The 21267-nt window shown below is 68.6% G+C and carries 20 protein-coding genes; 3 read left to right on the forward strand and 17 right to left on the reverse strand.

All coding sequences use genetic code 11. The features are described from left to right. Window positions 1-116: 116 nt before the first annotated feature. The 16 genes from KUM49_RS04000 to KUM49_RS04075 all read right to left on the reverse strand — a co-directional run bounded on the left by KUM49_RS04000 (window position 117) and on the right by KUM49_RS04075 (window position 16791). Window positions 117-377, reverse strand: a complete 261-nt coding sequence (locus KUM49_RS04000; RefSeq protein WP_217235268.1) for a hypothetical protein — start codon at window positions 375-377, stop codon at window positions 117-119. Window positions 378-386: 9 nt separating this feature from the next. After that, a complete protein-coding gene (locus tag KUM49_RS04005; RefSeq protein WP_217235269.1) occupies window positions 387-545 on the reverse strand; it encodes a hypothetical protein in 159 nt (52 codons plus the stop codon). 199 nt (window positions 546-744) lie between these two features. Continuing rightward, window positions 745-2394 (reverse strand): NADH-quinone oxidoreductase subunit NuoN, encoded by a 1650-nt coding sequence (gene nuoN, locus KUM49_RS04010; RefSeq protein WP_217235270.1) that lies wholly within the window; start codon window positions 2392-2394, stop codon window positions 745-747. Then, window positions 2391-3962 carry an NADH-quinone oxidoreductase subunit M gene (locus tag KUM49_RS04015; protein WP_217235271.1) on the reverse strand — a complete coding sequence of 524 codons (1572 nt, stop codon included), beginning with the start codon at window positions 3960-3962 and terminating at the stop codon, window positions 2391-2393. Before KUM49_RS04015 ends, nuoN begins: the two co-directional genes overlap by 4 nt. A gap of 5 nt (window positions 3963-3967) precedes the next feature. Next, window positions 3968-5932, reverse strand: coding sequence for an NADH-quinone oxidoreductase subunit L (gene nuoL, locus KUM49_RS04020; protein WP_217235272.1), 1965 nt, complete (start codon window positions 5930-5932; stop codon window positions 3968-3970). A gap of 14 nt (window positions 5933-5946) precedes the next feature. Beyond that, on the reverse strand, window positions 5947-6246 hold the full coding sequence (gene nuoK, locus KUM49_RS04025; protein WP_004927567.1) for an NADH-quinone oxidoreductase subunit NuoK: 300 nt from the start codon (window positions 6244-6246) through the stop codon (window positions 5947-5949). Next, entirely contained in the window at window positions 6243-7085 is an 843-nt protein-coding gene (locus KUM49_RS04030; RefSeq protein WP_217235273.1) for an NADH-quinone oxidoreductase subunit J, read from the reverse strand. The genes nuoK and KUM49_RS04030 overlap by 4 nt, the downstream gene beginning before the upstream one ends. Further along, entirely contained in the window at window positions 7082-7723 is a 642-nt protein-coding gene (gene nuoI, locus KUM49_RS04035) for an NADH-quinone oxidoreductase subunit NuoI (RefSeq protein WP_217235274.1), read from the reverse strand. The genes KUM49_RS04030 and nuoI overlap by 4 nt, the downstream gene beginning before the upstream one ends. After that, window positions 7716-9080, reverse strand: a complete 1365-nt coding sequence (gene nuoH, locus KUM49_RS04040; RefSeq protein ID WP_217235275.1) for an NADH-quinone oxidoreductase subunit NuoH — start codon at window positions 9078-9080, stop codon at window positions 7716-7718. Before nuoH ends, nuoI begins: the two co-directional genes overlap by 8 nt. Next, the gene (locus KUM49_RS04045; protein ID WP_217235276.1) at window positions 9077-11581 is read right to left on the reverse strand and encodes an NADH-quinone oxidoreductase subunit G; all 2505 of its coding nucleotides are present in this window, start codon (window positions 11579-11581) and stop codon (window positions 9077-9079) included. Before KUM49_RS04045 ends, nuoH begins: the two co-directional genes overlap by 4 nt. After that, window positions 11578-12927, reverse strand: a complete 1350-nt coding sequence (gene nuoF, locus KUM49_RS04050) for an NADH-quinone oxidoreductase subunit NuoF (protein WP_217235277.1) — start codon at window positions 12925-12927, stop codon at window positions 11578-11580. Before nuoF ends, KUM49_RS04045 begins: the two co-directional genes overlap by 4 nt. Continuing rightward, on the reverse strand, window positions 12924-13796 hold the full coding sequence (gene nuoE / locus KUM49_RS04055) for an NADH-quinone oxidoreductase subunit NuoE (protein ID WP_217235278.1): 873 nt from the start codon (window positions 13794-13796) through the stop codon (window positions 12924-12926). Before nuoE ends, nuoF begins: the two co-directional genes overlap by 4 nt. Continuing rightward, complete coding sequence (locus KUM49_RS04060) at window positions 13793-15115, reverse strand: NADH-quinone oxidoreductase subunit D (protein WP_217235279.1); 1323 nt, start codon at window positions 15113-15115, stop codon at window positions 13793-13795. Before KUM49_RS04060 ends, nuoE begins: the two co-directional genes overlap by 4 nt. Beyond that, entirely contained in the window at window positions 15112-15867 is a 756-nt protein-coding gene (locus KUM49_RS04065) for an NADH-quinone oxidoreductase subunit C (protein WP_217235280.1), read from the reverse strand. The genes KUM49_RS04060 and KUM49_RS04065 overlap by 4 nt, the downstream gene beginning before the upstream one ends. Further along, window positions 15864-16418: an NADH-quinone oxidoreductase subunit B family protein gene (locus KUM49_RS04070; RefSeq protein WP_010041554.1), complete on the reverse strand. Its 555-nt coding sequence runs from the start codon at window positions 16416-16418 to the stop codon at window positions 15864-15866. Before KUM49_RS04070 ends, KUM49_RS04065 begins: the two co-directional genes overlap by 4 nt. A gap of 13 nt (window positions 16419-16431) precedes the next feature. Then, on the reverse strand, window positions 16432-16791 hold the full coding sequence (locus tag KUM49_RS04075; RefSeq protein ID WP_007383963.1) for an NADH-quinone oxidoreductase subunit A: 360 nt from the start codon (window positions 16789-16791) through the stop codon (window positions 16432-16434). Between the two features lie 745 nt (window positions 16792-17536). On the opposite strand from KUM49_RS04075, the gene KUM49_RS04080 reads away from it, so the two are divergent. Together KUM49_RS04080 and def are read left to right on the forward strand one after the other, a co-directional pair. Then, complete coding sequence (locus tag KUM49_RS04080) at window positions 17537-18346, forward strand: C40 family peptidase (protein ID WP_217235281.1); 810 nt, start codon at window positions 17537-17539, stop codon at window positions 18344-18346. Window positions 18347-18589: 243 nt separating this feature from the next. Beyond that, window positions 18590-19216: a peptide deformylase gene (def, locus tag KUM49_RS04085; protein ID WP_217235282.1), complete on the forward strand. Its 627-nt coding sequence runs from the start codon at window positions 18590-18592 to the stop codon at window positions 19214-19216. A 24-nt stretch (window positions 19217-19240) separates the two neighbouring features. Here the strand turns inward: def and KUM49_RS04090 are convergent, their stop codons facing one another. After that, on the reverse strand, window positions 19241-20530 hold the full coding sequence (locus tag KUM49_RS04090; RefSeq protein WP_217235283.1) for a geranylgeranyl reductase family protein: 1290 nt from the start codon (window positions 20528-20530) through the stop codon (window positions 19241-19243). 70 nt (window positions 20531-20600) lie between these two features. Here KUM49_RS04090 and KUM49_RS04095 point away from each other — a divergent pair, with 70 nt between their 5' ends. Next, entirely contained in the window at window positions 20601-21179 is a 579-nt protein-coding gene (locus KUM49_RS04095; RefSeq protein ID WP_217235284.1) for a GNAT family N-acetyltransferase, read from the forward strand. Window positions 21180-21267 lie beyond the last annotated feature (88 nt).

Consider the following 21267-nt stretch of genomic DNA (forward strand, 5'->3'; position numbering starts at 1 on the left):
TATCCACAGGCTGGTCCGGCAACGCTCCGTACTCAGCCCAATGGAGTCCGTCACATGGCACGTCCGCGACGGCCGGGACATGCTGCTCGGGTGGGAGGGGGAGGCCCGCTTCTCCCTCAGACGGCACGCCGTTGCGTGCGTGTCCTTCCCGCCCCAAGGAGTCCCAGGTTCTCTCGGCCCCTCGCCGCCCTGGCCTCGGCGACAGCGGTGTCCTTCTTACCGGCCGCCGTTCCCGCGCAGGCGACGACCGCCGCCGACCCGGATGCCTTGGCCTGGACGCAGCTGACCCACACGTACACGGCCACCGGCATGTACGTGTACGAGCCGTTCGCCACCAGCGGCGGCTGCCAACGCACCGACCAGTGCGTCCCCGGCAAGGGCTACCACTACCTCAACCCGGCGTACCTCGGCAGCGTCGACCCGGCCACCCCGGCGGTCCTGCTGTACGAGGACGGGATCGACGGCAGCGAGCTGATCGGCGTGGAGTGGATCGTCGAGGACAAGGGGCAGACCGCGCCGAAGCTGTCCGGCCAGACCTTCGACACGGGCCGGCTCCCCGGCTACTACACGCTCCATGCCTGGATCTACGAAACCAACCCCGACGGGTTCTTCAAGGAGTCCAACGCGACGGTGACGTGCACGGCCACCTGTCCGCACAAGCAGGGGCCCCGGTTCCCACGAGGGAAACCGGGGCCCGCCGTACGAACACCGTACGAACACCGCAGGTCAGCGCGTCCGGCGCGGTCAGCGCACGAAGACTCCCGCCTGGTTCGCCAGGTCGAGGAAGTACTGCGGGGCCACACCGAGCACCAGCGTGACCGCCACGCCGACCCCGATCGTGGTCGTCGTCAGCAGCGACGGCACGGCCACGGTCGGGCCGTCGGGCTGCGGCTCACTGAAGAACATCAGCACGATGACGCGGATGTAGAAGAAGGCCGCGATCGCGGACGAGATGACACCGACCACGACCAGCGGGGCCGCGCCGCCCTCCGCCGCCGCCTTGAACACGGCGAACTTCCCGGCGAACCCGGAGGTGAGCGGGATGCCCGCGAAGGCCAGCAGGAACACCGCGAACACGGCCGCCACCAGAGGGGAACGCCGGCCGAGCCCCGCCCACTTGGACAGGTGCGTCGCCTCGCCGCCCGCGTCCCGCACCAGGGTCACCACCGCGAACGCGCCGATCGTCACGAACGAGTACGCGGCCAGGTAGAAGAGGACCGAGGACACCCCGTCCGGCGTGGTCGCGATGACACCCGCGAGGATGAATCCGGCGTGCGCGATGGACGAGTACGCCAGCAGGCGCTTGATGTCGGTCTGCGTGATCGCGACGATCGCACCGCCGAGCATGGTGACGATCGCGACGCCCCACATGACCGGCCGCCAGTCCCAGCGCAGGCCGGGCAGGATGACGTACAGGACCCGGAGCAGGGCGCCGAAGGCCGCCACCTTGGTCGCCGCGGCCATGAACCCGGTCACCGGAGTGGGCGCGCCCTGGTAGACGTCGGGCGTCCACATGTGGAACGGCACCGCGCCGACCTTGAACAGCAGGCCCATGATGAGCATCGCGGCTCCGATGAGCAGCAGCGCGTCGTTGCCCATGGTGTCCGCGAGCGCCGGGTTGACGGTCTGGACCTGGCCGTCGACGACCTGCGCGATCGTCGCGTAGGACATCGAGCCCGCGTAGCCGTACAGCAGCGCGATGCCGAACAGCGTGAACGCGGAGGCGAACGCTCCGAGCAGGAAGTACTTGACCGCGGCCTCCTGCGACAGGAGCCGCTTGCGGCGGGCCAGCGCGCACAGCAGGTACAGCGGGAGCGAGAAGACCTCCAGCGCCACGAAGAGCGTCAGCAGGTCGTTGGCCGACGGGAAGATCAGCATGCCGGCGACGGCGAACAGCAGCAGCGGGAACACCTCGGTGGTGGTGAACCCGGCCTTCACCGCGGCTTTTTCGCTGTCGCTGCCCGGCACCGAGGCGGCCTGCGCGGCGAAGGAGTCGACGCGGTTGCCGTGCGCCTCCGGGTCGAGCCGCCGCTCGGCGAAGGTGAAGAGGCCGACCAGGGCCGCCAGCAGGATCGTGCCCTGCAGGAAGAGGGCCGGCCCGTCGACGGCGATCGCGCCCATCGCCGCGATGCGCGCCTTGGTCGTGCCGTATCCGTCGGCGGCGAGCGCGACGACCGCGGCGAACGCGGCGACCAGCGCGACGACGGACACGAACATCTGGACGTAGTAACGGGACTTGCGCGGGACGAATGCCTCGACCAGCACCCCGACGATCGCCGCGCCGACGACGATCAAGGTGGGCGACAGTTGTCCGTATTCGAACGTCGGCGCGTCGATCTTGGTGATCGGTTCGGCCGCGGTTGTCCACAGGCTGTGGACGGCTGTTGCGCTCACTTGGCCGCCTCCACCTCGGGCTGGGGGTCCTTCTTGTCCACGTCGGACATGGTCTGCTTGACCGCCGGGTTCACGATGTCGGTGAGGGGCTTCGGATAGACGCCCAGGAAGATCAGCAGGACGACCAGGGGGGCGACCACCACGAGTTCCCGCACCCTGAGGTCGGGCATCGCCGCGACCTCGGGCTTCACCGGGCCCGTCATCGTCCTCTGGTAGAGGACGAGGGTGTACAGCGCGGCGAGCACGATGCCGAAGGTGGCGATGATCCCGATCACCGGGTAGCGCGCGAACGTGCCGACCAGGACGAGGAACTCACTCACGAACGGCGCGAGCCCAGGCAGCGACAGGGTCGCCAGGCCGCCGATCAGGAAGGTGCCGGCGAGCACCGGAGCGACCTTCTGCACTCCGCCGTAGTCGGCGATGAGCCGCGAGCCGCGCCGCGAGATCAGGAAGCCGGCCACCAGCATCAGTGCGGCGGTCGAGATGCCGTGGTTGACCATGTAGAGCGTCGCGCCCGACTGCCCCTGGCTGGTCATCGCGAAGATGCCCATGATGATGAAGCCGAAGTGCGAGATCGACGCGTACGCCACCAGCCGCTTGATGTCCCGCTGGCCGACGGCGAGCAGCGCCCCGTAGATGATGCTGATCACGGCGAGGACGAGGATGACGGGCGTCGCCCACTTCGACGCCTCCGGGAACAGCTGGAGGCAGAAGCGGAGCATCGCGAAGGTGCCGACCTTGTCGACGACCGCGGTGATGAGGACGGCGACCGGGGCGGTGGCCTCCCCCATCGCGTTGGGCAGCCAGGTGTGCAGCGGCCACAGGGGCGCCTTCACCGCGAAGGCGAAGAAGAAGCCCAGGAACAGCCAGCGTTCGGTGTTGGTCGCCATGTCCAGCGAGCCGTTGGCGCGCGCCTCGGCGATCTCTTGGAGGCTGAAGTTCCCGGCGACCACGTACAGGCCGATCACCGCGGCCAGCATGATCAGGCCGCCGACCAGGTTGTAGAGGAGGAACTTCACGGCGGCGTAGGAGCGTTGGGTCGCCGCGTTCTCGTCGGAGCCGGCGTGGGCACGGTCTCCGAAGCCGCCGATGAGGAAGTACATCGGGATCAGCATGGCTTCGAAGAAGATGTAGAAGAGGAAGACGTCGGTGGCCTCGAAGGAGATGATCACCATCGCCTCGACGGCCAGGATCAGGGCGAAGAAGCCCTGCGTGGGCCGCCACCGCTTGTTGCCGGTCTCCAGCGGGTCGGCGTCGTGCCAGCCCGCGAGGATGATGAACGGGATCAGCAGCGCGGTCAGCGCGATGAGCGCCACCCCGATGCCGTCCACACCCAGCTCGTACCTGACCCCGAAGTCCGCGATCCAGGCACGTGATTCGGTGAGCTGGTAACGGTCGCCGTCCGGGTCGAAGCGGACCAGGACGACGATCGCGAGGGCGAGCGTGGCGAGCGAGACGAGAAGCGCCAGCCACTTGGCGGCGGAGCGCCGCGCGGCCGGTACGGCTGCCGTGGCGACCGCCCCGAGGGCCGGAAGCGCCGCCATCGCTGTCAGCAGGGGAAAGGACATCGGTATCAGACCGCCCTCATCAGCAGGGTCGCGGCGACGAGGACCGCCGCACCGCCGAACATCGAGACCGCGTACGACCGCGCGAAGCCGTTCTGCAGCTTGCGCATCCGCCCCGAGAGTCCGCCCATCGAGGCCGCCGTGCCGTTGACGACGCCGTCGACCAGGGTGTGGTCGACGTACACCAGGGAGCGCGTGAGGTGCTCGCCGCCGCGCACGAGGACCACGTGGTTGAAGTCGTCCTGGAGCAGGTCGCGCCGGGCGGCCCGGGTGAGCAGCGACCCGCGCGGGGCGACGACCGGGACCGGACGGCGCCCGTACTGGAGGTAGGCCGCGGCGACACCGATCACGAGCACGACCATGGTGGCGAGGGTGACCGTCAGCGCACTGACCGGGGGATGTCCGTGGTCGTGGCCGGTCACGGGCTCCAGCCAGTGCAGGAAGCGGTCGCCGACGCTGAACAGGCCACCCGCGAAGACCGATCCGAAGGCCAGCACGATCATGGGGATCGTCATGGACTTGGGCGACTCGTGCGGGTGCGGCTCGGCGTGCTCGCCGCGGTGCTCGGCGGCGGGCTCCACACTCGGCTCGGCCGGGGACGGCGTCCCGGTGTGACGCCAGCGCTCCTCTCCGAAGAACGTCATCAGCATCACGCGCGTCATGTAGTACGCCGTGATGGCCGCGCCCAGCAGGGCCACGCCGCCGAGGATCCAGCCCTCGGTGCCGCCCTTGGCGAAGGCCGCCTCGATGATCTTGTCCTTGGAGAAGAAGCCGGACAGGCCTGGGAAGCCGATGATGGCGAGGTAGCCGAGGCCGAACGTGATGAAGGTGACCGGCATGTACTTCCTGAGGCCGCCGTACTTCCTCATGTCGACCTCGTCGTTCATGCCGTGCATGACCGAACCGGCGCCGAGGAACAGCCCGGCCTTGAAGAAGCCGTGCGTCACCAGGTGCATGATCGCGAAGACGTAGCCGATGGGGCCCAGGCCCGCGGCGAGGATCATGTAGCCGATCTGCGACATGGTCGAGCCGGCCAGCGCCTTCTTGATGTCGTCCTTCGCGCAACCGACGATCGCACCGAACAGCAGCGTGACGGCACCGACGATGGTGACGACGAGTTGCGCGTCGGGCGCCGCGTTGAAGAGGGCCCCGGAGCGGACGATCAGGTAGACGCCTGCGGTCACCATCGTCGCGGCGTGGATGAGGGCCGAGACCGGGGTCGGGCCCTCCATCGCGTCCCCGAGCCAGGACTGCAGCGGCACCTGGGCGGACTTGCCACAGGCGGCCAGCAGCAGCATCAGGGCGATGCCGGTGAGCGTGGCCTCGGAGGTGTCACCGACGAGCCCGGGTTCCTCGTGGGTGCCGAGCACCGGGCCGAAGGCGAAGGTCCCGAAGGTCGTGAACATCAGCATGATCGCGATCGACAGGCCCACGTCGCCGACGCGGTTGACCAGGAATGCCTTCTTCGCGGCGGTGGCGGCACTGGGCTTGTGCTGCCAGAAGCCGATCAGCAGGTACGACGCCAGACCGACGCCCTCCCAGCCGACGTACAGCAGCAGGTAGTTGTCGGCGAGGACGAGCAGCAGCATCGCCGCGAGGAACAGGTTCAGATAGCCGAAGAAGCGGCGGCGCCGCTCGTCGTGCTCCATGTACCCGATCGAGTACAGGTGGATCAGCGAGCCGACGCCGGTGATGAGCAGGACGAACGTCATCGACAGCTGGTCGAGCTGGAAGGCGACGTCCGCCTGGAAGCCCTCGACCGGCACCCAGCTGAACAGGTGCTGGGTCAGTGTCCGGTGTTCGGCGTCCTTGCCGAGCAGGTCGACGAAGAGGATCGCGCCGAACACGAAGGACGCGGAGGCCAGGGCCGTGCCGATCCAGTGGCCGACGGCGTCCAGTCGCCGGCCGCCGCACAGCAGGACCGCCGCTCCGAGCAGGGGCGCCGCGATGAGCAGCGCAATCAGGTTCTCCACGATTCAGCGACCCCTTACAGCTTCATCAGGCTGGCGTCGTCGACCGAGGCCGAGTGGCGGGAACGGAACAGCGACACGATGATCGCGAGCCCGACCACGACCTCCGCGGCGGCGACGACCATCGTGAAGAAGGCGATGATCTGGCCGTCGAGATTGCCGTGCATCCGGGAGAAGGCGACGAACGCGAGGTTGCAGGCGTTGAGCATCAGCTCGACGCACATGAAGACGACGATCGCGTTACGCCTGATCAGCACGCCGGTGGCGCCGATCGTGAACAACAGGGCGGCGAGATACAGGTAGTTGACCGGGTTCACTTCGACGCCTCCTCGGCCCGCTTGCGGTTCGTCGACTCAACCGCGGAGCGCTCCAGGCGTTCCTCGGCACGCTGTTCCATGGCCCGCAGGTCGTTCAGCGCATCCTGCGACACGTCACGGATCTGGCCACGCTCCCGCAGCGTCTTGCTGACCGTGAGGTCGGACGGGGTGCCGTCGGGCAACAGGCCCGCGATGTCCACGGCGTTGTGCCGGGCGTACACGCCCGGCGCCGGCAGCGGCGGCAGCTGCTTGCCCTCGCGGACGCGCTCCTCGGACAGCTCGCGCTGGGTCTTGGCCCGCTCGGTGCGCTCGCGGTGGGTGAGCACCATGGCGCCGACGGCGGCCGTGATCAGCAGCACGCCGGTGATCTCGAAGGCGAAGACGTACTTCGTGAAGATGAGGGCCGCCAGGCCCTCCACGTTGCCGTTCGCGTTCGCCTGCGTGAGGCCGCTGAACTCGTTCAGGGAGGCGTTCCCGATGCCCGCGAACAGCAGGACACCGAAGCCGAGCCCGCACATCAGTGCCAGCCAGCGCTGACCCTTGATGGTCTCCTTCAGGGAGTCCGCCGCGGTGACGCCGACGAGCATCACCACGAACAGGAACAGCATCATGATCGCGCCGGTGTAGACGACGATCTGCACGACGCCCAGGAAGTAGGCCCCGTTGGCGAGGTAGAACACCGCCAAGATGATCATGGTTCCGGCCAGGCACAGCGCACTGTGCACGGCCCGCTTCATGAAGACGGTGCACAGTGCGCCGATCACGGCGACGGTCCCGAGGACCCAGAACTGGAAGGCCTCACCCGTGGAGGTGGAGTAGGCCGCGAGTTGGGCGCTCATCGGCCGATCACCTTCTCCGACATCGGCTCGTCCTCGCCGGTGGTCGACGCGGCCTCCTGCACGACCTCGCCCTTGGAGACGGCGACCTGCTGCACCGTGCCGGGCGCGGCCTCCGTCACCAGACCCCGGTAGTAGTCCTGCTCGTCCGTCCCCGGGAAGATGGAGTGCGGACTGTCGACCATGCCCTCTTCGAGGCCGGCGAGCAGTTGCTCCTTGGTGTAGATGAGGTTGGCGCGGCTGGAGTCGGCGAGCTCGAACTCGTTGGTCATCGTCAACGCGCGCGTGGGGCACGCCTCGATGCACAGGCCGCACAGGATGCAGCGGGCGTAGTTGATCTGGTAGACGCGGCCGTACCGCTCGCCCGGCGAGTAGCGCTCCTCGTCCGTGTTGTCGGCGCCCTCGACGTAGATGGCGTCGGCGGGACAGGCCCAGGCGCACAGTTCGCAGCCGACGCACTTCTCCAGGCCGTCCGGATGGCGGTTGAGCTGGTGCCGTCCGTGGAACCGGGGGGCAGTGGTCTTCTGCTGCTCCGGGTACTGCTCGGTCAGCCGCTTCTTGAACATGGCCTTGAAGGTCACACCGAAGCCGGCCACGGGGTTCTGGAAACCGGGTTTGGTCTCCTTCGGCTCCTCAGCCATCGGACGCCTCCTTTCCATCCGAAGATCCGTCACTCGCAGTATCCGGTCCACCACTGACAATCAACTCCCGCTCGCGGTGCGAGCGGCGCCGCGGCACCGGCGAAAGCTCCTGCCCCGGCAGCGGAGGTACGGGGAACCCGCCCGCCATCGGGTCGAAGCCGACCGGTTCCTCGACGGGCGGCTCGGCCGCCTTCGCCTTCTCGCGGAACATGTCGACGACGAAGGAGAGCAGCAGCAGGACGAGGACGCCGCCGCCGATGTAGAGAGCGATGTCGGCGAAGTCGTAGTTCTCGTTCCTGAGGGTCCGCACGGTGGCCACGAGCATCAGCCAGACCAGCGAGACCGGGATGAGGACCTTCCAGCCGAGCTTCATCAGCTGGTCGTAGCGGACGCGGGGAAGCGTGCCGCGCAGCCAGATGAAGAAGAACAGCAGCAACTGCACCTTGATCACGAACCAGAGCATCGGCCACCAGCCGTGGTTCGCGCCCTCCCAGAAGGTGCTGACCGGCCACGGGGCCCGCCAGCCGCCCAGGAAGAGCGTCACCGACACGGCCGAGACCGTCACCATGTTCACGTACTCGGCGAGCATGAACATCGCGAACTTGATCGACGAGTACTCGGTGTTGAAGCCGCCCACCAGGTCGCCCTCGGACTCCGGCATGTCGAAGGGGGCGCGGTTGGTCTCGCCCACCATCGTCACGATGTAGATCAGGAAGGAGACCGGCAGCAGGACGATGTACCAGCGGTCCTGCTGCTGCTCGACGATCGTCGACGTCGACATCGAGCCTGAGTAGAGGAACACCGAGGCGAAGGCGGCCCCCATGGCGATCTCGTACGAGATCATCTGCGCGCAGGAGCGCAGGCCGCCGAGGAGCGGATAGGTGGAGCCGGAACTCCAGCCCGCCAGGACGATGCCGTAGATGCCGACCGAGGCGACCGCGAGGATGTAGAGCATCGCGATCGGCAGGTCGGTGAGCTGCATCGCGGTGCGGTGCCCGAAGATCGAGACCTCGTTGCCGGCCGGGCCGAAGGGGATCACCGCGATCGCCATGAAGGCCGGGATGGCCGCGACGATCGGCGCGAGGACATAGACCACCTTGTCCGCGCGCTTGACGATGACGTCTTCCTTGAGCATCAGCTTCATGCCGTCGGCGAGCGACTGGAGCATGCCCCAGGGGCCGTGCCTGTTGGGGCCGATGCGCAGCTGCATCCACGCGACGACCTTGCGCTCCCACACGATGGAGAACAGCACGGTCAGCATCAGAAAGGCGAAACAGAACACCGCCTTGATGAGGACCAGCCACCAGGGGTCGGTGCCGAACATCGAGAGGTCTTCAGCGGCGAGGTACGGGCTCATGCCTCCACCTCCTGGGGGGCTTCGGCGGCGGGCTTCGCCGGTCCGATGCGGACGAGTGAGCCGGGCAGCGCCCCGGTGTCGGAGGCGACGCCGCCGCCCGAGGAGTTCAGCGGGAGCCAGACCACACGGTCGGGCATCTCGGTGACCCGGAGCGCGAACTCGGCCGTCCCGGCGGTGCCGGTCACAGCGAGCAGGTCGCCGTCCTTCACACCCGCCTCGGCGGCCGTGGCGGGCGACACGCGCGCGTGGACCGCGTGCCGCGTCCCGGCGAGCGCCTCGTCGCCCTCCTGGAGGACGCCCTGGTCGAGCAGCAACCGGTGCCCGGCCAGTACGGCCTCCCCGGCCGCCGGCCGCGGCAACTGCGCGGCGGATTCCAGAGGTTCGGTGGCCCGGGGACCGTCCCACGCCCCGAGCCGGTCCAGCTCCGCGCGCACGGTCCGCAGGTCCGGCAGACCCAGGTGTACGTCCATGGCGTCGGCCAGCATCTGCAGCACGCGCGCGTCGGTGGGCGCGAGGCGCCGGGTCATGTGGTCGGGCTTGAGCGCGGCCTCGAAGAAGCGCACCCTGCCCTCCCAGTTGAGGAACGTGCCGGCCTTCTCGGCGACCGCCGCCACCGGCAGGACCACGTCGGCGAGTTCGGTGACCTCGCTGGGCCGCAGTTCCAGCGACACCAGGAAGCCGACCTCGCGCAGCGCCTCACGCGCGCGTGCCGGATCGGGCAGATCGGCGACCTCGACGCCCGCGACCACGAGCGCCTGAAGCTCCCCGCCCGCGGCGGCCTCGACGATCTGGCCGGTGTCACGACCGTAGCGGTGCGGAAGTTCGGCCAGACCCCAGGCCGCGGCGACCTCGTCCCGGGCGCGCGGGTCGGTGGCCGGGCGCCCGCCCGGCAGCAGCGTGGGCAGTGCGCCCGCCTCGACGGCACCGCGCTCCCCGGACCGGCGCGGGATCCACACCAGGTGGGCACCGGTCGCGGAGGCGGCCCGTACGGCGGCGGTCAGCCCGCCCGCCACGGCGGCCAGCCGCTCGCCCACGGCGATCACCGCGCCCTCTGCGCGCAGCGCCTGTGCGGCCTTCGCGCCGTCGTCCTCCAGGCCGGCCCCGCTCGCGAGCGCGTCCAGCCACTCGGTCTCGGTGCCGGGAGCGGCGGGCAGCAGCGTGCCGCCCGCCTTCTCCAGGCCGCGCGTCGCGTGCGTGGCGAGGGAGAACACCTTCTGCCCGTGCTTGCGCCAGGCCTTGCGCAGCCGGAGGAAGACGCCGGGCGCCTCCTCCTCGGCCTCGAACCCGACCAGCAGAACGGCGGGCGCCTTCTCCAGAGCGGTGTACGTGACGCCCGTACCGTCGAGGTCCCGGCCGCGTCCGGCGACCTGGGCGGCCAGGAAGTCGGCCTCCTCACCACTGTGCACGCGCGCACGGAAGTCGATGTCGTTGGTGCCGAGCGCCACGCGCGCGAACTTGCTGTACGCGTAGGCGTCCTCGATGGTGAGCCGGCCGCCGGTCAGGACACCGGTCCGGCCCCGTGAGGCGAGCAGCCCCTGAGCGGCGATCTGCAGCGCCTCCGGCCAGGAGGCCGGCACGAGGTCACCCTCGGCGTTGCGCACCAGCGGGTGCTGGAGCCGGTCCCGCTGCTGCGCGTACCGGAACGCGAACCGCCCCTTGTCGCAGATCCACTCCTCGTTGACCTCGGGGTCCTCGGCCGCGAGCCGCCGCATGACCTTGCCGCGCCGGTGGTCGGTGCGCGTCGCGCAGCCGCCGGAGCAGTGCTCGCAGACCGACGGCGAGGAGACGAGGTCGAAGGGCCGGGAGCGGAATCGGTACGCCGCGGAGGTGAGCGCGCCGACCGGGCAGATCTGGATGGTGTTGCCGGAGAAGTAGGACTCGAAGGGGTCGCCCTCACCGGTGCCGACCTGCTGGAGCGCGCCCCGCTCGATCAGCTCGATCATCGGGTCGCCCGCGACCTGGTTGGAGAACCGGGTGCAGCGGGCGCACAGCACGCACCGCTCGCGGTCGAGCAGCACCTGCGTGGAGATCGGCACGGGCTTCTCGTACGTCCGCTTCTTTCCCTCGAAGCGGGACTCGGACTGGCCGTGCGACATGGCCTGGTTCTGCAGGGGGCACTCGCCGCCCTTGTCGCAGACCGGGCAGTCCAGCGGGTGGTTGATGAGGAGCAGCTCCATCACACCGTGCTGCGCCTTCTCGGCGACCGGCGAGGTGAGGTGCGTCTTCACCACCATCCCGTCGGTGCAGGTGATGGTGCAGGACGCCATGGGCTTGCGCTGGCCCTCGACCTCGACGATGCACTGGCGGCACGCGCCGGCCGGGTCGAGGAGGGGGTGGTCGCAGAACCGGGGGATCTCGATGCCGAGTTGCTCGGCGGCCCGGATGACCAGGGTGCCCTTGGGCACGCTGATCTCCACGCCGTCGATCGTCAGCGACACGAGGTCTTCCGGCGGGACCGCCGCCTCTCCCCCACCTGCGGGAGCGTTGGTGGTCACAGTCATGCGTTCACCTCCGTGCGGTCGGCCCAGGCCGTCGACTTGGCCGGGTCGAAGGGGCAGCCGCGGCCCGTGATGTGCTGCTCGTACTCCTCACGGAAGTACTTGAGCGAGGAGAAGATCGGCGAGGCGGCGCCGTCGCCGAGGGCGCAGAAGGACTTGCCGTTGATGTTGTCGGCGATGTCGTTCAGCTTGTCGAGGTCGGACATGACGCCCTTGCCGGCCTCGATGTCGCGCAGCAACTGCACGAGCCAGTAGGTCCCTTCGCGGCACGGTGTGCACTTGCCGCAGGACTCGTGGGCGTAGAACTCGGTCCAGCGGGTCACGGCTCGCACGACGCAGGTCGTCTCGTCGAAGCACTGCAGAGCCTTTGTGCCGAGCATGGAACCCGCGGCGCCCACTCCTTCGTAGTCAAGAGGGACGTCGAGGTGCTCTTCGGTGAACATCGGCGTCGAGGACCCGCCGGGGGTCCAGAACTTGAGCCGGTGCCCGGCTCGCATGCCGCCGCTCATCTCGAGGAGCTGACGGAGCGTGATGCCGAGCGGTGCCTCGTACTGACCGGGACTGGTGACGTGGCCGCTGAGCGAGTAAAGCGTGAAGCCCGGAGACTTCTCGCTGCCCATCGACCTGAACCATTCCTTGCCCTTGTTCAGAATCGCGGGAACCGACGCGATCGACTCGACGTTATTCACCACAGTCGGGCACGCGTAGAGGCCCGCGACAGCAGGGAAAGGGGGACGGAGCCGCGGTTGACCCCGGCGGCCTTCGAGCGAGTCGAGCAGTGCGGTCTCCTCACCGCAGATGTACGCGCCGGCGCCCGCGTGCACGGTGAGTTGGAGGTCGAGTCCGCTGCCCAGGATGTTCTCGCCCAGGTAGCCCGCCGCGTAGGCCTCACGCACGGCCTCGTGCAACCGCCGCAGCACAGGGACGACTTCACCACGCAGATAGATGAAGGCATGCGAAGACCTGATGGCGTAACACGCGATGACAATGCCCTCGATGAGGCTGTGCGGGTTCGCGAAGAGGAGCGGGATGTCCTTACAGGTTCCCGGCTCCGACTCGTCGGCGTTGACAACTAGATAGTGCGGCTTTCCATCCCCCTGGGGAATGAACTGCCATTTCATTCCCGTGGGGAATCCCGCACCGCCGCGGCCGCGCAGACCGGAGTCCTTGACGTACGCGATCAGGTCGTCCGGCGACATGGCCAGCGCCTTGCGAAGTCCCTCGTATCCTTCGTGCCTTCGGTAGACGTCCAGCGTCCAGGACTTGTCCTCGTCCCAGAAGGCCGACAGCACGGGTGCGAGCAGCTTCTCGGGGCTGGTGTCTTTGATCTCGGCTGCCAAGGTCATCACTCCCCCTCCTCGGCGGTAGGCCCTGCCGGGTGGGCCGGGTCGGAGGCCGACGTGTCCTGCGGCGCGTCGTGTGAGCTCAGGTGCTCTGTCGGTGACGGGTGGTGCACCGCCTTGTCCTGCGGCTCGTCGTGCGGTCCGCCGTCGCGCGGATGGACCACGCGCGCGGGTGCGGCCTCTCCCCTTGCCAGGCGAAGGCCCACCAGCGAAGCGGGTCCCGCTCCGCCGCTCGCCTCGACGGCCCCGGGCCGCTCGTCGGGGAAGCCGGCCAGGATCCGGGCGGTCTCCTTGAAGGTGCACAGCGGCGCCCCGCGCGTGGGCTCGACCGGTCGCCCCTCGATCAGGTCGTCGACGAGGCGCTTGGCGCTCGCCGGGGTCTGGTTGTCGAAGAACTCCCAGTTGACCATCACGACGGGCGCGAAGTCGCAGGCCGCGTTGCACTCGATGTGCTCCAGGGTGACCTTGCCGTCCTCGGTGGTCCCGCCGTTGCCGACGCCCAGGTGCTCCTGGAGGGACTCGAAGATCGCGTCGCCGCCCATCACCGCGCACAGCGTGTTGGTGCAGACGCCGACCTGGTAGTCACCGCTCGGCCGGCGCCGGTACATGCTGTAGAAGGTGGCGACCGCGGTCACCTCGGCCGTGGTCAGGTCCAGCACGTCCGCGCAGAACTTCATCCCGGTGCGCGTGACGTGGCCTTCCTCCGACTGCACGAGATGCAGCAACGGCAGCAGGGCCGAGCGGGAGTCCGGGTAGCGGGCGATGATCTCGCGCGCGTCCGTCTCCAGCCTTGCTCGGACGTCGTCCGGGTACGCGGGCGCGGGCAGTTCGGGCATGCCCAGGCTGACGCCCCGCTCCGAAGAAGAGGTGGTCACCGGTCGACGCCTCCCATCACGGGGTCGATGGACGCGACGGCGACGATGACGTCGGCGACCTGGCCGCCCTCGCACATCGCCGCCATTGCCTGAAGGTTGGTGAAGGACGGGTCCCGGAAGTGGACCCGGTAGGGGCGGGTGCCTCCGTCGGAGACGGCGTGCACCCCGAGTTCGCCCTTGGGCGACTCGACGGCCACGTAGGCCTGTCCCGGCGGGACCCGGAAGCCCTCGGTGACCAGCTTGAAGTGGTGGATCAGCGCCTCCATGGAGGTGCCCATGATCTTCTTGATGTGGTCGAGGGAGTTGCCGAGCCCGTCCGGCCCCAGGGCGAGCTGGGCGGGCCAGGCGATCTTCTTGTCGGCGACCATGACCGGGCCGGGCTGCAGCCGGTCCAGGCACTGTTCGACGATCCGCAGGGACTGGCGCATCTCCTCCAGCCGGATCAGGAAGCGGCCGTAGGAGTCGCAGGTGTCGGCGGTGGGGATGTCGAAGTCGAACGTCTCGTATCCGCAGTACGGCTGCGCCTTGCGCAGGTCGTGCGGCAGGCCTGTGGAGCGCAGGATCGGGCCGGTGGCGCCGAGGGCCATGCAGCCGGCCAGGTCGAGATAGCCGACGTCCTGCATACGGGCCTTGAAGATGGGGTTCCCGGTGGCGAGCTTGTCGTACTCCGGGAGGTTCTTCTTCATCTTCTTCACGAACTCGCGGATGTGGTCCACCGCGCCGGGCGGCAGGTCCTGGGCGAGTCCGCCGGGGCGGATGTACGCGTGGTTCATCCGGAGGCCCGTGATGAGCTCGTAGATGTCGAGAATCATTTCACGATCACGGAATCCGTAGATCATGATCGTGGTGGCGCCGAGTTCCATGCCGCCGGTGGCGATGCACACCAGGTGCGAGGACAGCCGGTTCAGCTCCATCAGGAGCACCCGGATGAGGGTGGCGCGGTCGGTGATCTGGTCGTCGATGCCGAGGAGCTTCTCGACGGCGAGACAGTAGGCGGTCTCGTTGAAGAAGCTCGTCAGGTAATCCATGCGCGTCACGAACGTGGTGCCCTGCGTCCACGTGCGGAACTCGGTGTTCTTCTCGATGCCGGTGTGGAGGTAGCCGATGCCGCAGCGGGCCTCGGTGACCGTCTCGCCGTCGATCTCCAGGATGAGGCGGAGCACGCCGTGCGTGGAGGGGTGCTGGGGGCCCATGTTGACGATGATGCGCTCGTCGTCGGCGCGGGCCGCGGACTGGACGACCTCGTCCCAGTCGCCACCGGTGACCGTATAGACGGTGCCCTCGGTGGTCTCCCGAGGGGAGGCATGCGAAGTGCTCACGAGTACGACCTCCGCTGGTCCGGAGCCGGGATCTGGGCGCCCTTGTACTCGACGGGGATGCCGCCGAGGGGATAGTCCTTGCGCTGCGGGTGGCCCTGCCAGTCGTCCGGCATCATGATCCGCGTCAGGGCCGGGTGACCGTCGAAGACGATGCCGAAGAAGTCGTAGGTCTCGCGCTCGTGCCAGTCGTTGGTCGGATAGACGGCGACCAGTGACGGGATGTGCCGGTCGGTGTCCGGAGCGCTGACTTCGAGGCGGATCAGCCGGTTGTGGGTGATCGAGCGCAGGTGGTAGACGGCATGCAGCTCGCGGCCCTTGTCGTGCGGGTAGTGGACCCCGCTCACGCCGGTGCACAGTTCGAAGCGCAGGGCCGGGTCGTCGCGCAGGGTGCGGGCGACGCGCAGCAGGTGCTCGCGTTCGATGTGGAAGGTGAGTTCGCCGCGGTCGACGACCGTCTTCTCGATCGCGTTGCCGGGCAGCAGACCCTGTTCCTCCAGGGCGCCCTCCAGTTCGTCGGCGATCTCGTCGAACCAGCCGCCGTAGGGGCGGGCGGCCGGGCCCGGGAGCCGGACCGAGCGGACCAGGCCGCCGTAGCCGGAGGTGTCGCCGCCGTTGTTGGCGCCGAACATGCCGCGCTGGACGCGGATCTCCTCGCCGCCCTCGCCACGCATGCCGGGGAGGTTGGAGGCGCCGAGGTCCTTTTCGGGGTTCACCCCGTTCGACGCCCCGTTGGTGCCGTTCGCGTCGCTCACCGCAGCAGCCCCTTCATCTCGATCGTCGGCAGGGCCTTGAGCGCCGCTTCCTCCGCCTCACGGGCCGCCTCCTCGGCGTTCACGCCGAGCTTGGAGGTCTGGATCTTCTGGTGGAGCTTGAGGATGGCGTCCATCAGCATCTCGGGCCGTGGCGGGCAGCCGGGCAGATAGATGTCGACCGGGACGATGTGGTCGACGCCCTGGACGATGGCGTAGTTGTTGAACATGCCGCCCGAGGAGGCGCAGACCCCCATGGAGATCACCCACTTCGGGTTCGGCATCTGGTCGTAGACCTGCCGGAGCACCGGCGCCATCTTCTGGCTGACCCGACCGGCAACGATCATCAGGTCGGCCTGGCGCGGCGAGCCGCGGAAGACCTCCATGCCGAAGCGCGCCAGGTCGTAGCGGCCGGCGCCGGTGGTCATCATCTCGATGGCACAGCAGGCGAGGCCGAAGGTGGCAGGGAAGACGGACGACTTGCGCACCCAGCCCGCGGCCTGCTCGACGGTGGTCAGCAGGAAGCCGCTCGGCAGCTTTTCTTCGAGTCCCATGTCTAAAGGCCCCTCAGTCCCATTCCAGGCCGCCGCGCCGCCATACGTACGCGTACGCGACAAAGACGGTGAGCACGAAGAGCAGCATCTCCACGAGCCCGAAAACACCCAGGGCGTCGAAGGTGACGGCCCAGGGGTAGAGGAAGACGATCTCGATGTCGAAGACGATGAAGAGCATCGCCGTCAGGTAGTACTTGATGGGGAAGCGCCCGCCGCCGGCCGGCGTGGGGGTCGGCTCGATTCCGCACTCGTAGGCCTCGAGCTTGGCGCGGTTGTACCGCTTCGGACCGATCAGCGTGGCCATGACCACGGAGAAGATCGCAAAGCCTGCCCCGAGGGCTCCCAGTACGAGGATGGGCGCATACGCGTTCACCGCTCCTCGCTCCTCTCAGTCGGCACTGACTGCTGGCGATGGCACATCGGGCTCACTGCGCCCCACATGCCCCACGGGCCTCGCCGATCCCGGCGAAGATCGCGAACATGTGAAGCAGGTCACAAGCCCAACTGCCTCGCATCCTATGCCTGCCGCTCTGTGATCTGCGACACGGGGTATTGCACAAGCTTTGTGATCTCCACCACCTGATGAAGGATCATGAAGTCAGATGGGTGTCGATCTTCGTACGAGAAGCGTCCGAGTGATCACGAGAGGTGACATTTCCGCTCGTCGGCGCAGGTCGAAAGGTGAGTCTCCATATCAAGAGACTTCCCTTGCATGCAAATTGGTGCTGGACCATGCACCTTGATAGAGGGCCGCGTTCACACATCAGAGGGAGTCGCGCTGCGCGATGTGGACACGTGCACACATTCACGAGCCCGGGCCGACGGATTCCGCACACCGGACGCACCCACCCCCGTAACCGTTGCGTGACCTCCACCACATCCATGAGAAGCATCTGAGAAGCGGGGTTGGCCACCTGCCTCAACCAGTGGTAGGTGGCGGGCAATTCGGACGTAACAGCGAAAGAGCGTGATCACGGGCCTGGTAGCCGGTGCCCGCAATGTCCGTTACGGCGTCAATAAAGAAACACGTGGCAGGTGTTCGGGGGTCCGATTGAACAACTGTGGCGCACCACACGTTTCTTGAAGGTATGGAGGAGCCCCTGATACCGGTTGTTCTCATGTCCCACACCGCTCACATACGCAGCCACCGGAAACCCCGCCGCAGCGCGTCGAAAATCGCGATGCGGGCCGGAGTTGCCGGTGGCGTTCTCAGCACCCTGGCAGTGGCCGGGGCGTCAGGTTCGGCGAACGCTGCCGAACCCGTGACGCAGACGCTCGAACTGCCCACCCTGACGGCCGACCTGGCCGCGCAGGTCGCCGAGTCCGCCGACGCCACGCAGCAGGCGGCGGCGAACTACCAGCTGCAGGCCGAGCGTGACGCAGCCGCCGCAAAGGCCGCGAAGCAGGCCAAGGCGGACCTCGCGGAGGCGAAGCAGAAGGCCGAGGCCAGGAAGAAGGCCGCCGAGGAGGCCGCTCGCAAGGCCGCTGCCGAGCGCGCGTCCCGCACCACCGAGCGGGCCACCCTGTCCGCCTCGGCGAGCGCAGACACGTCCACCAGCACGTCCACGGCCACCGGTTCGGCCGCCGCGGTCATCGCCTTCGTCAAGGCGCAGGTCGGCGACGCCTACGTCTCCGGCGGCACCGGCCCCAACTCGTGGGACTGCTCCGGCCTCGTCCAGGCCGCCTTCAACCAGATCGGCGTCAGCCTGCCGCGTGTCTCGCAGGACCAGTCGACCGCCGGCACCCAGGTCTCGCTCGACAACCTGCAGCCGGGCGACATCCTGTACTGGGGCAGCGCGGGCAGCGCGTACCACGTGGCGGTGTACGTCGGCGACGGCATGTTCGTCGGCGCGCAGAACCCGTCCACGGGCGTCGCCGAGAAGCCGATGTCCTACGACCCGCCCACCGGAGCGGTGCGGGTGCTCTGACGCACAACCGTACGGAAGGGACCGCAGCCGCTCGGGGGCAGCGGTCCCTTCCGGGTTTGTTCCGGGTTCTCCGGGGGCCGGTACGGCTTCCGTCCGCGAGCGTGGCCGGTCTGGCCGGTCTGGGTCTGGGGACGCCGTGTGTGTTCTGTTGTCATGTGTGACGGAGGGTAGGGAGGAGTTCCGGAAGCGGAACCCCTGATTCCCTGCCGCCCACAACCTCCGCACACGACAGGAGAACCAGTCATGCCGAGCGTTTTCGTCCAGGGGAAGCCCGTCGACTCGTATCCCCCGCTCTCCCCCGAGGCCCGGCGCGGGTCGGTCCGGCGTATCACCGAGGTGGGTGAGGAGGTTCTGCACAAGCCGTGCCGGGACGTGACCGAGTTCGGTCCCGACCTCGCCGCGCTCATCGACGACATGTTCCTGACGATGTACGTGGCCGACGGCGCGGGACTGGCCGCGAACCAGGTCGGCGTCGGGCTGAGGCTGTTCGTCTACGACTGCCCGGACGACGACGGTGTCCGGCATGTCGGGCACATCGTCAACCCCGTGCTGGAACCCCTCGACCCGGCCGGGCGACGGCTGCTCGACGAGAACGAGGGCTGCCTGTCGGTGCCCGGCGCCGTGATGGACGTGCCCCGTCCGGACCTGGCCGTCGTGTGCGGGCTCGACAAGGACGGCGAGCCGCTCGTCATCGAGGGCACGGGGTACTTCGCCCGCTGTCTGGCCCACGAGACCGACCATGTGAACGGGCACGTGTATCTCGACCGGCTCTCCAAGCGGGAGCGGAAGGACGCGCTGCGGCAGGTGGCGGACCGGCGCGACGAGGTCTTCGCCCGCCGGGCCGCCAACATCGAGGCTCTCAGCGGGTAGTCGCGCCCCGCCTCAGCGCTCTGCTCACGCCTTCGGCGCCACCTTGCTCAGCCCGTTGATGATGCGGTCCATCGCGTCGCCGCCCGTCGGGTCCGTGAGGTTCGCGAGCATCTTCAGCGTGAACTTCATCAGCAGGGGGTGCGACAGCCCGCGCTGGGTCGCGATCTTCATGACCTTCGGGTTGCCGATGAGCTTCACGAAGGCGCGGCCCAGCGTGTAGTAGCCGCCGTAGGTGTCCTTGAGGACACGGGGGTAGCGCTGGAGGGCAAGTTCGCGCCCCGCGGGGGTCGAGCGGGCGTGGGCCTGGACGATGACGTCGGCGGCGATCTGGCCGGACTCCATGGCGTAGGCGATGCCCTCGCCGTTGAAGGGGTTGACCAGGCCGCCGGCGTCGCCGACCAGGAGCAGGCCCTTGGTGTAGTGCGGTTGGCGGTTGAAGGCCATGGGGAGTGCCGCACCGCGGATGGGGCCGGTCATGTTGTCCGGCGTGTAGCCCCAGTCCTCCGGCATCGACGCGCACCAGGCCTTCAGGACCTCACGCCAGTCGAGTTCCTTGAAGGAGTCCGAGGTGTTGAGCACACCCAGGCCGACATTCGAGGTGCCGTCGCCCATGCCGAAGATCCAGCCGTAGCCGGGCAGTAGCCGGTCCTCGGCCCCGCGCCGGTCCCACAGTTCCAGCCAGGACTCCAGGTAGTCGTCCTCGTGGCGCGGCGAGGTGAAGTACGTACGGACCGCGACGCCCATCGGTCGGTCCTCGCGGCGGTGCAGGCCCATCGCCAGCGAGAGCCGGGTCGAGTTGCCGTCGGCGGCGACGACGAGCGGCGCGTGGAAGGTGACCTCGCGCTTCTCCCCGGTGTCACCGAGCTTGGCGTGCACGCCGGTGATGCGGCCGGTGCGGTCGTCGAGGATCGGCGCGCCCACGTTGCAGCGCTCGTACAGCCGCGCGCCCGCCTTCTGCGCCTGGCGCGCGAGCTGCTCGTCGAAGTCGTCGCGCTTGCGGACGAGGCCGTAGTCCGGGAAGGACGCGAGATCCGGCCAGTCGAGCTGGAGACGGACGCCGCCGCCGATGATGCGCAGGCCCTTGTTGCGCAGCCAGCCGGCCTCCTCCGAGATGTCGATGCCCATGGCGACGAGCTGCTTGGTGGCGCGCGGGGTGAGTCCGTCGCCGCAGACCTTCTCGCGCGGGAACTCGGTCTTCTCCAGCAGGAGTACGTCGAGTCCGGCCTTGGCGAGGTGGTAGGCGGTGGTGGAGCCGGCTGGCCCCGCGCCGACGACGATCACATCGGCGGTGTTTTCGGAGAGGGGCTCGGTCACGGCGGGATCTCCCCAAGTTCGGAATCTGCGTGCCGACGGGCACTGGACATGGGCAGTCTATTCAGCAGAATTGATCACCCGGCTGAAGGGCTGCCCAGTGAACCGAGCTCTGCCCGTAGTACGGCTGCGTGTCCCCACCGACGAGGACGCCGTCGCCTGGCACCGGACCTTCGCCCACCCGGACGTCATGGAGTTCCAGGGCGGCAAAGCGGCGGAGCTGTCCGTCTACGAAGAGCTCACCGCCCGCCAGCGCCGGCACGACGCCGAGCGCGGGTACTGCCTGTGGACCATGCTCGACGAGTCCGGGCTGGTCATCGGCTTCACGGGCGCCCAGCCGTGGGAGCGGACCTGGGGGCCTACGGGCGAGATCGAGATCGGCTGGCGGCTCGGGCGCGAGCAGTGGGGCCGGGGTTACGCCACCGCGGCCGCGCGCATCACGCTGGAACGGCTGCGGGCGGCGGGCGTGCCGAGCGTGGTCGCCATGGTCGACGCACGCAACACCCGGTCCGTCGCGGTCACCCGGCGGCTGGGCATGCGCCTCGCCGAGGTCTTCCGGACACCGACGTCGGAGCGGGAAGGGCACTGCTACCGGCTCGACCTGGAGACAGCCGGAGAACAGCCGGAGCCAAGCGGAGACGAGCAGAGATAACCGACAGTAATCGACTGTCACAGAAAGACACTTGACGCTTCCGGACGCTACCCGGCCGGGGTTACCCTGCCAGTACCGCTGGGGGTGA

It is taken from the genome of Streptomyces sp. AC555_RSS877 (assembly GCF_019049245.1).
Lineage (GTDB): Bacteria > Actinomycetota > Actinomycetes > Streptomycetales > Streptomycetaceae > Streptomyces.

Bases quoted from the DNA above. Each gene is read 5' to 3' on its own strand.
- KUM49_RS04015 (WP_217235271.1), bottom strand. From the start codon at position 3,962: ATGTCCTTTCCCCTGCTGACAGCGATGGCGGCGCTTCCGGCCCTCGGG.
- KUM49_RS04030 (WP_217235273.1), bottom strand. From the start codon at position 7,085: ATGAGCGCCCAACTCGCGGCCTACTCCACCTCCACGGGTGAGGCCTTC.
- nuoI (WP_217235274.1), bottom strand. From the start codon at position 7,723: ATGGCTGAGGAGCCGAAGGAGACCAAACCCGGTTTCCAGAACCCCGTG.
- nuoH (WP_217235275.1), bottom strand. From the start codon at position 9,080: ATGAGCCCGTACCTCGCCGCTGAAGACCTCTCGATGTTCGGCACCGAC.
- KUM49_RS04045 (WP_217235276.1), bottom strand. From the start codon at position 11,581: ATGACTGTGACCACCAACGCTCCCGCAGGTGGGGGAGAGGCGGCGGTC.
- KUM49_RS04070 (WP_010041554.1), bottom strand. From the start codon at position 16,418: ATGGGACTCGAAGAAAAGCTGCCGAGCGGCTTCCTGCTGACCACCGTC.
- KUM49_RS04080 (WP_217235281.1), top strand. From the start codon at position 17,537: ATGTCCCACACCGCTCACATACGCAGCCACCGGAAACCCCGCCGCAGC.
- def (WP_217235282.1), top strand. From the start codon at position 18,590: ATGCCGAGCGTTTTCGTCCAGGGGAAGCCCGTCGACTCGTATCCCCCG.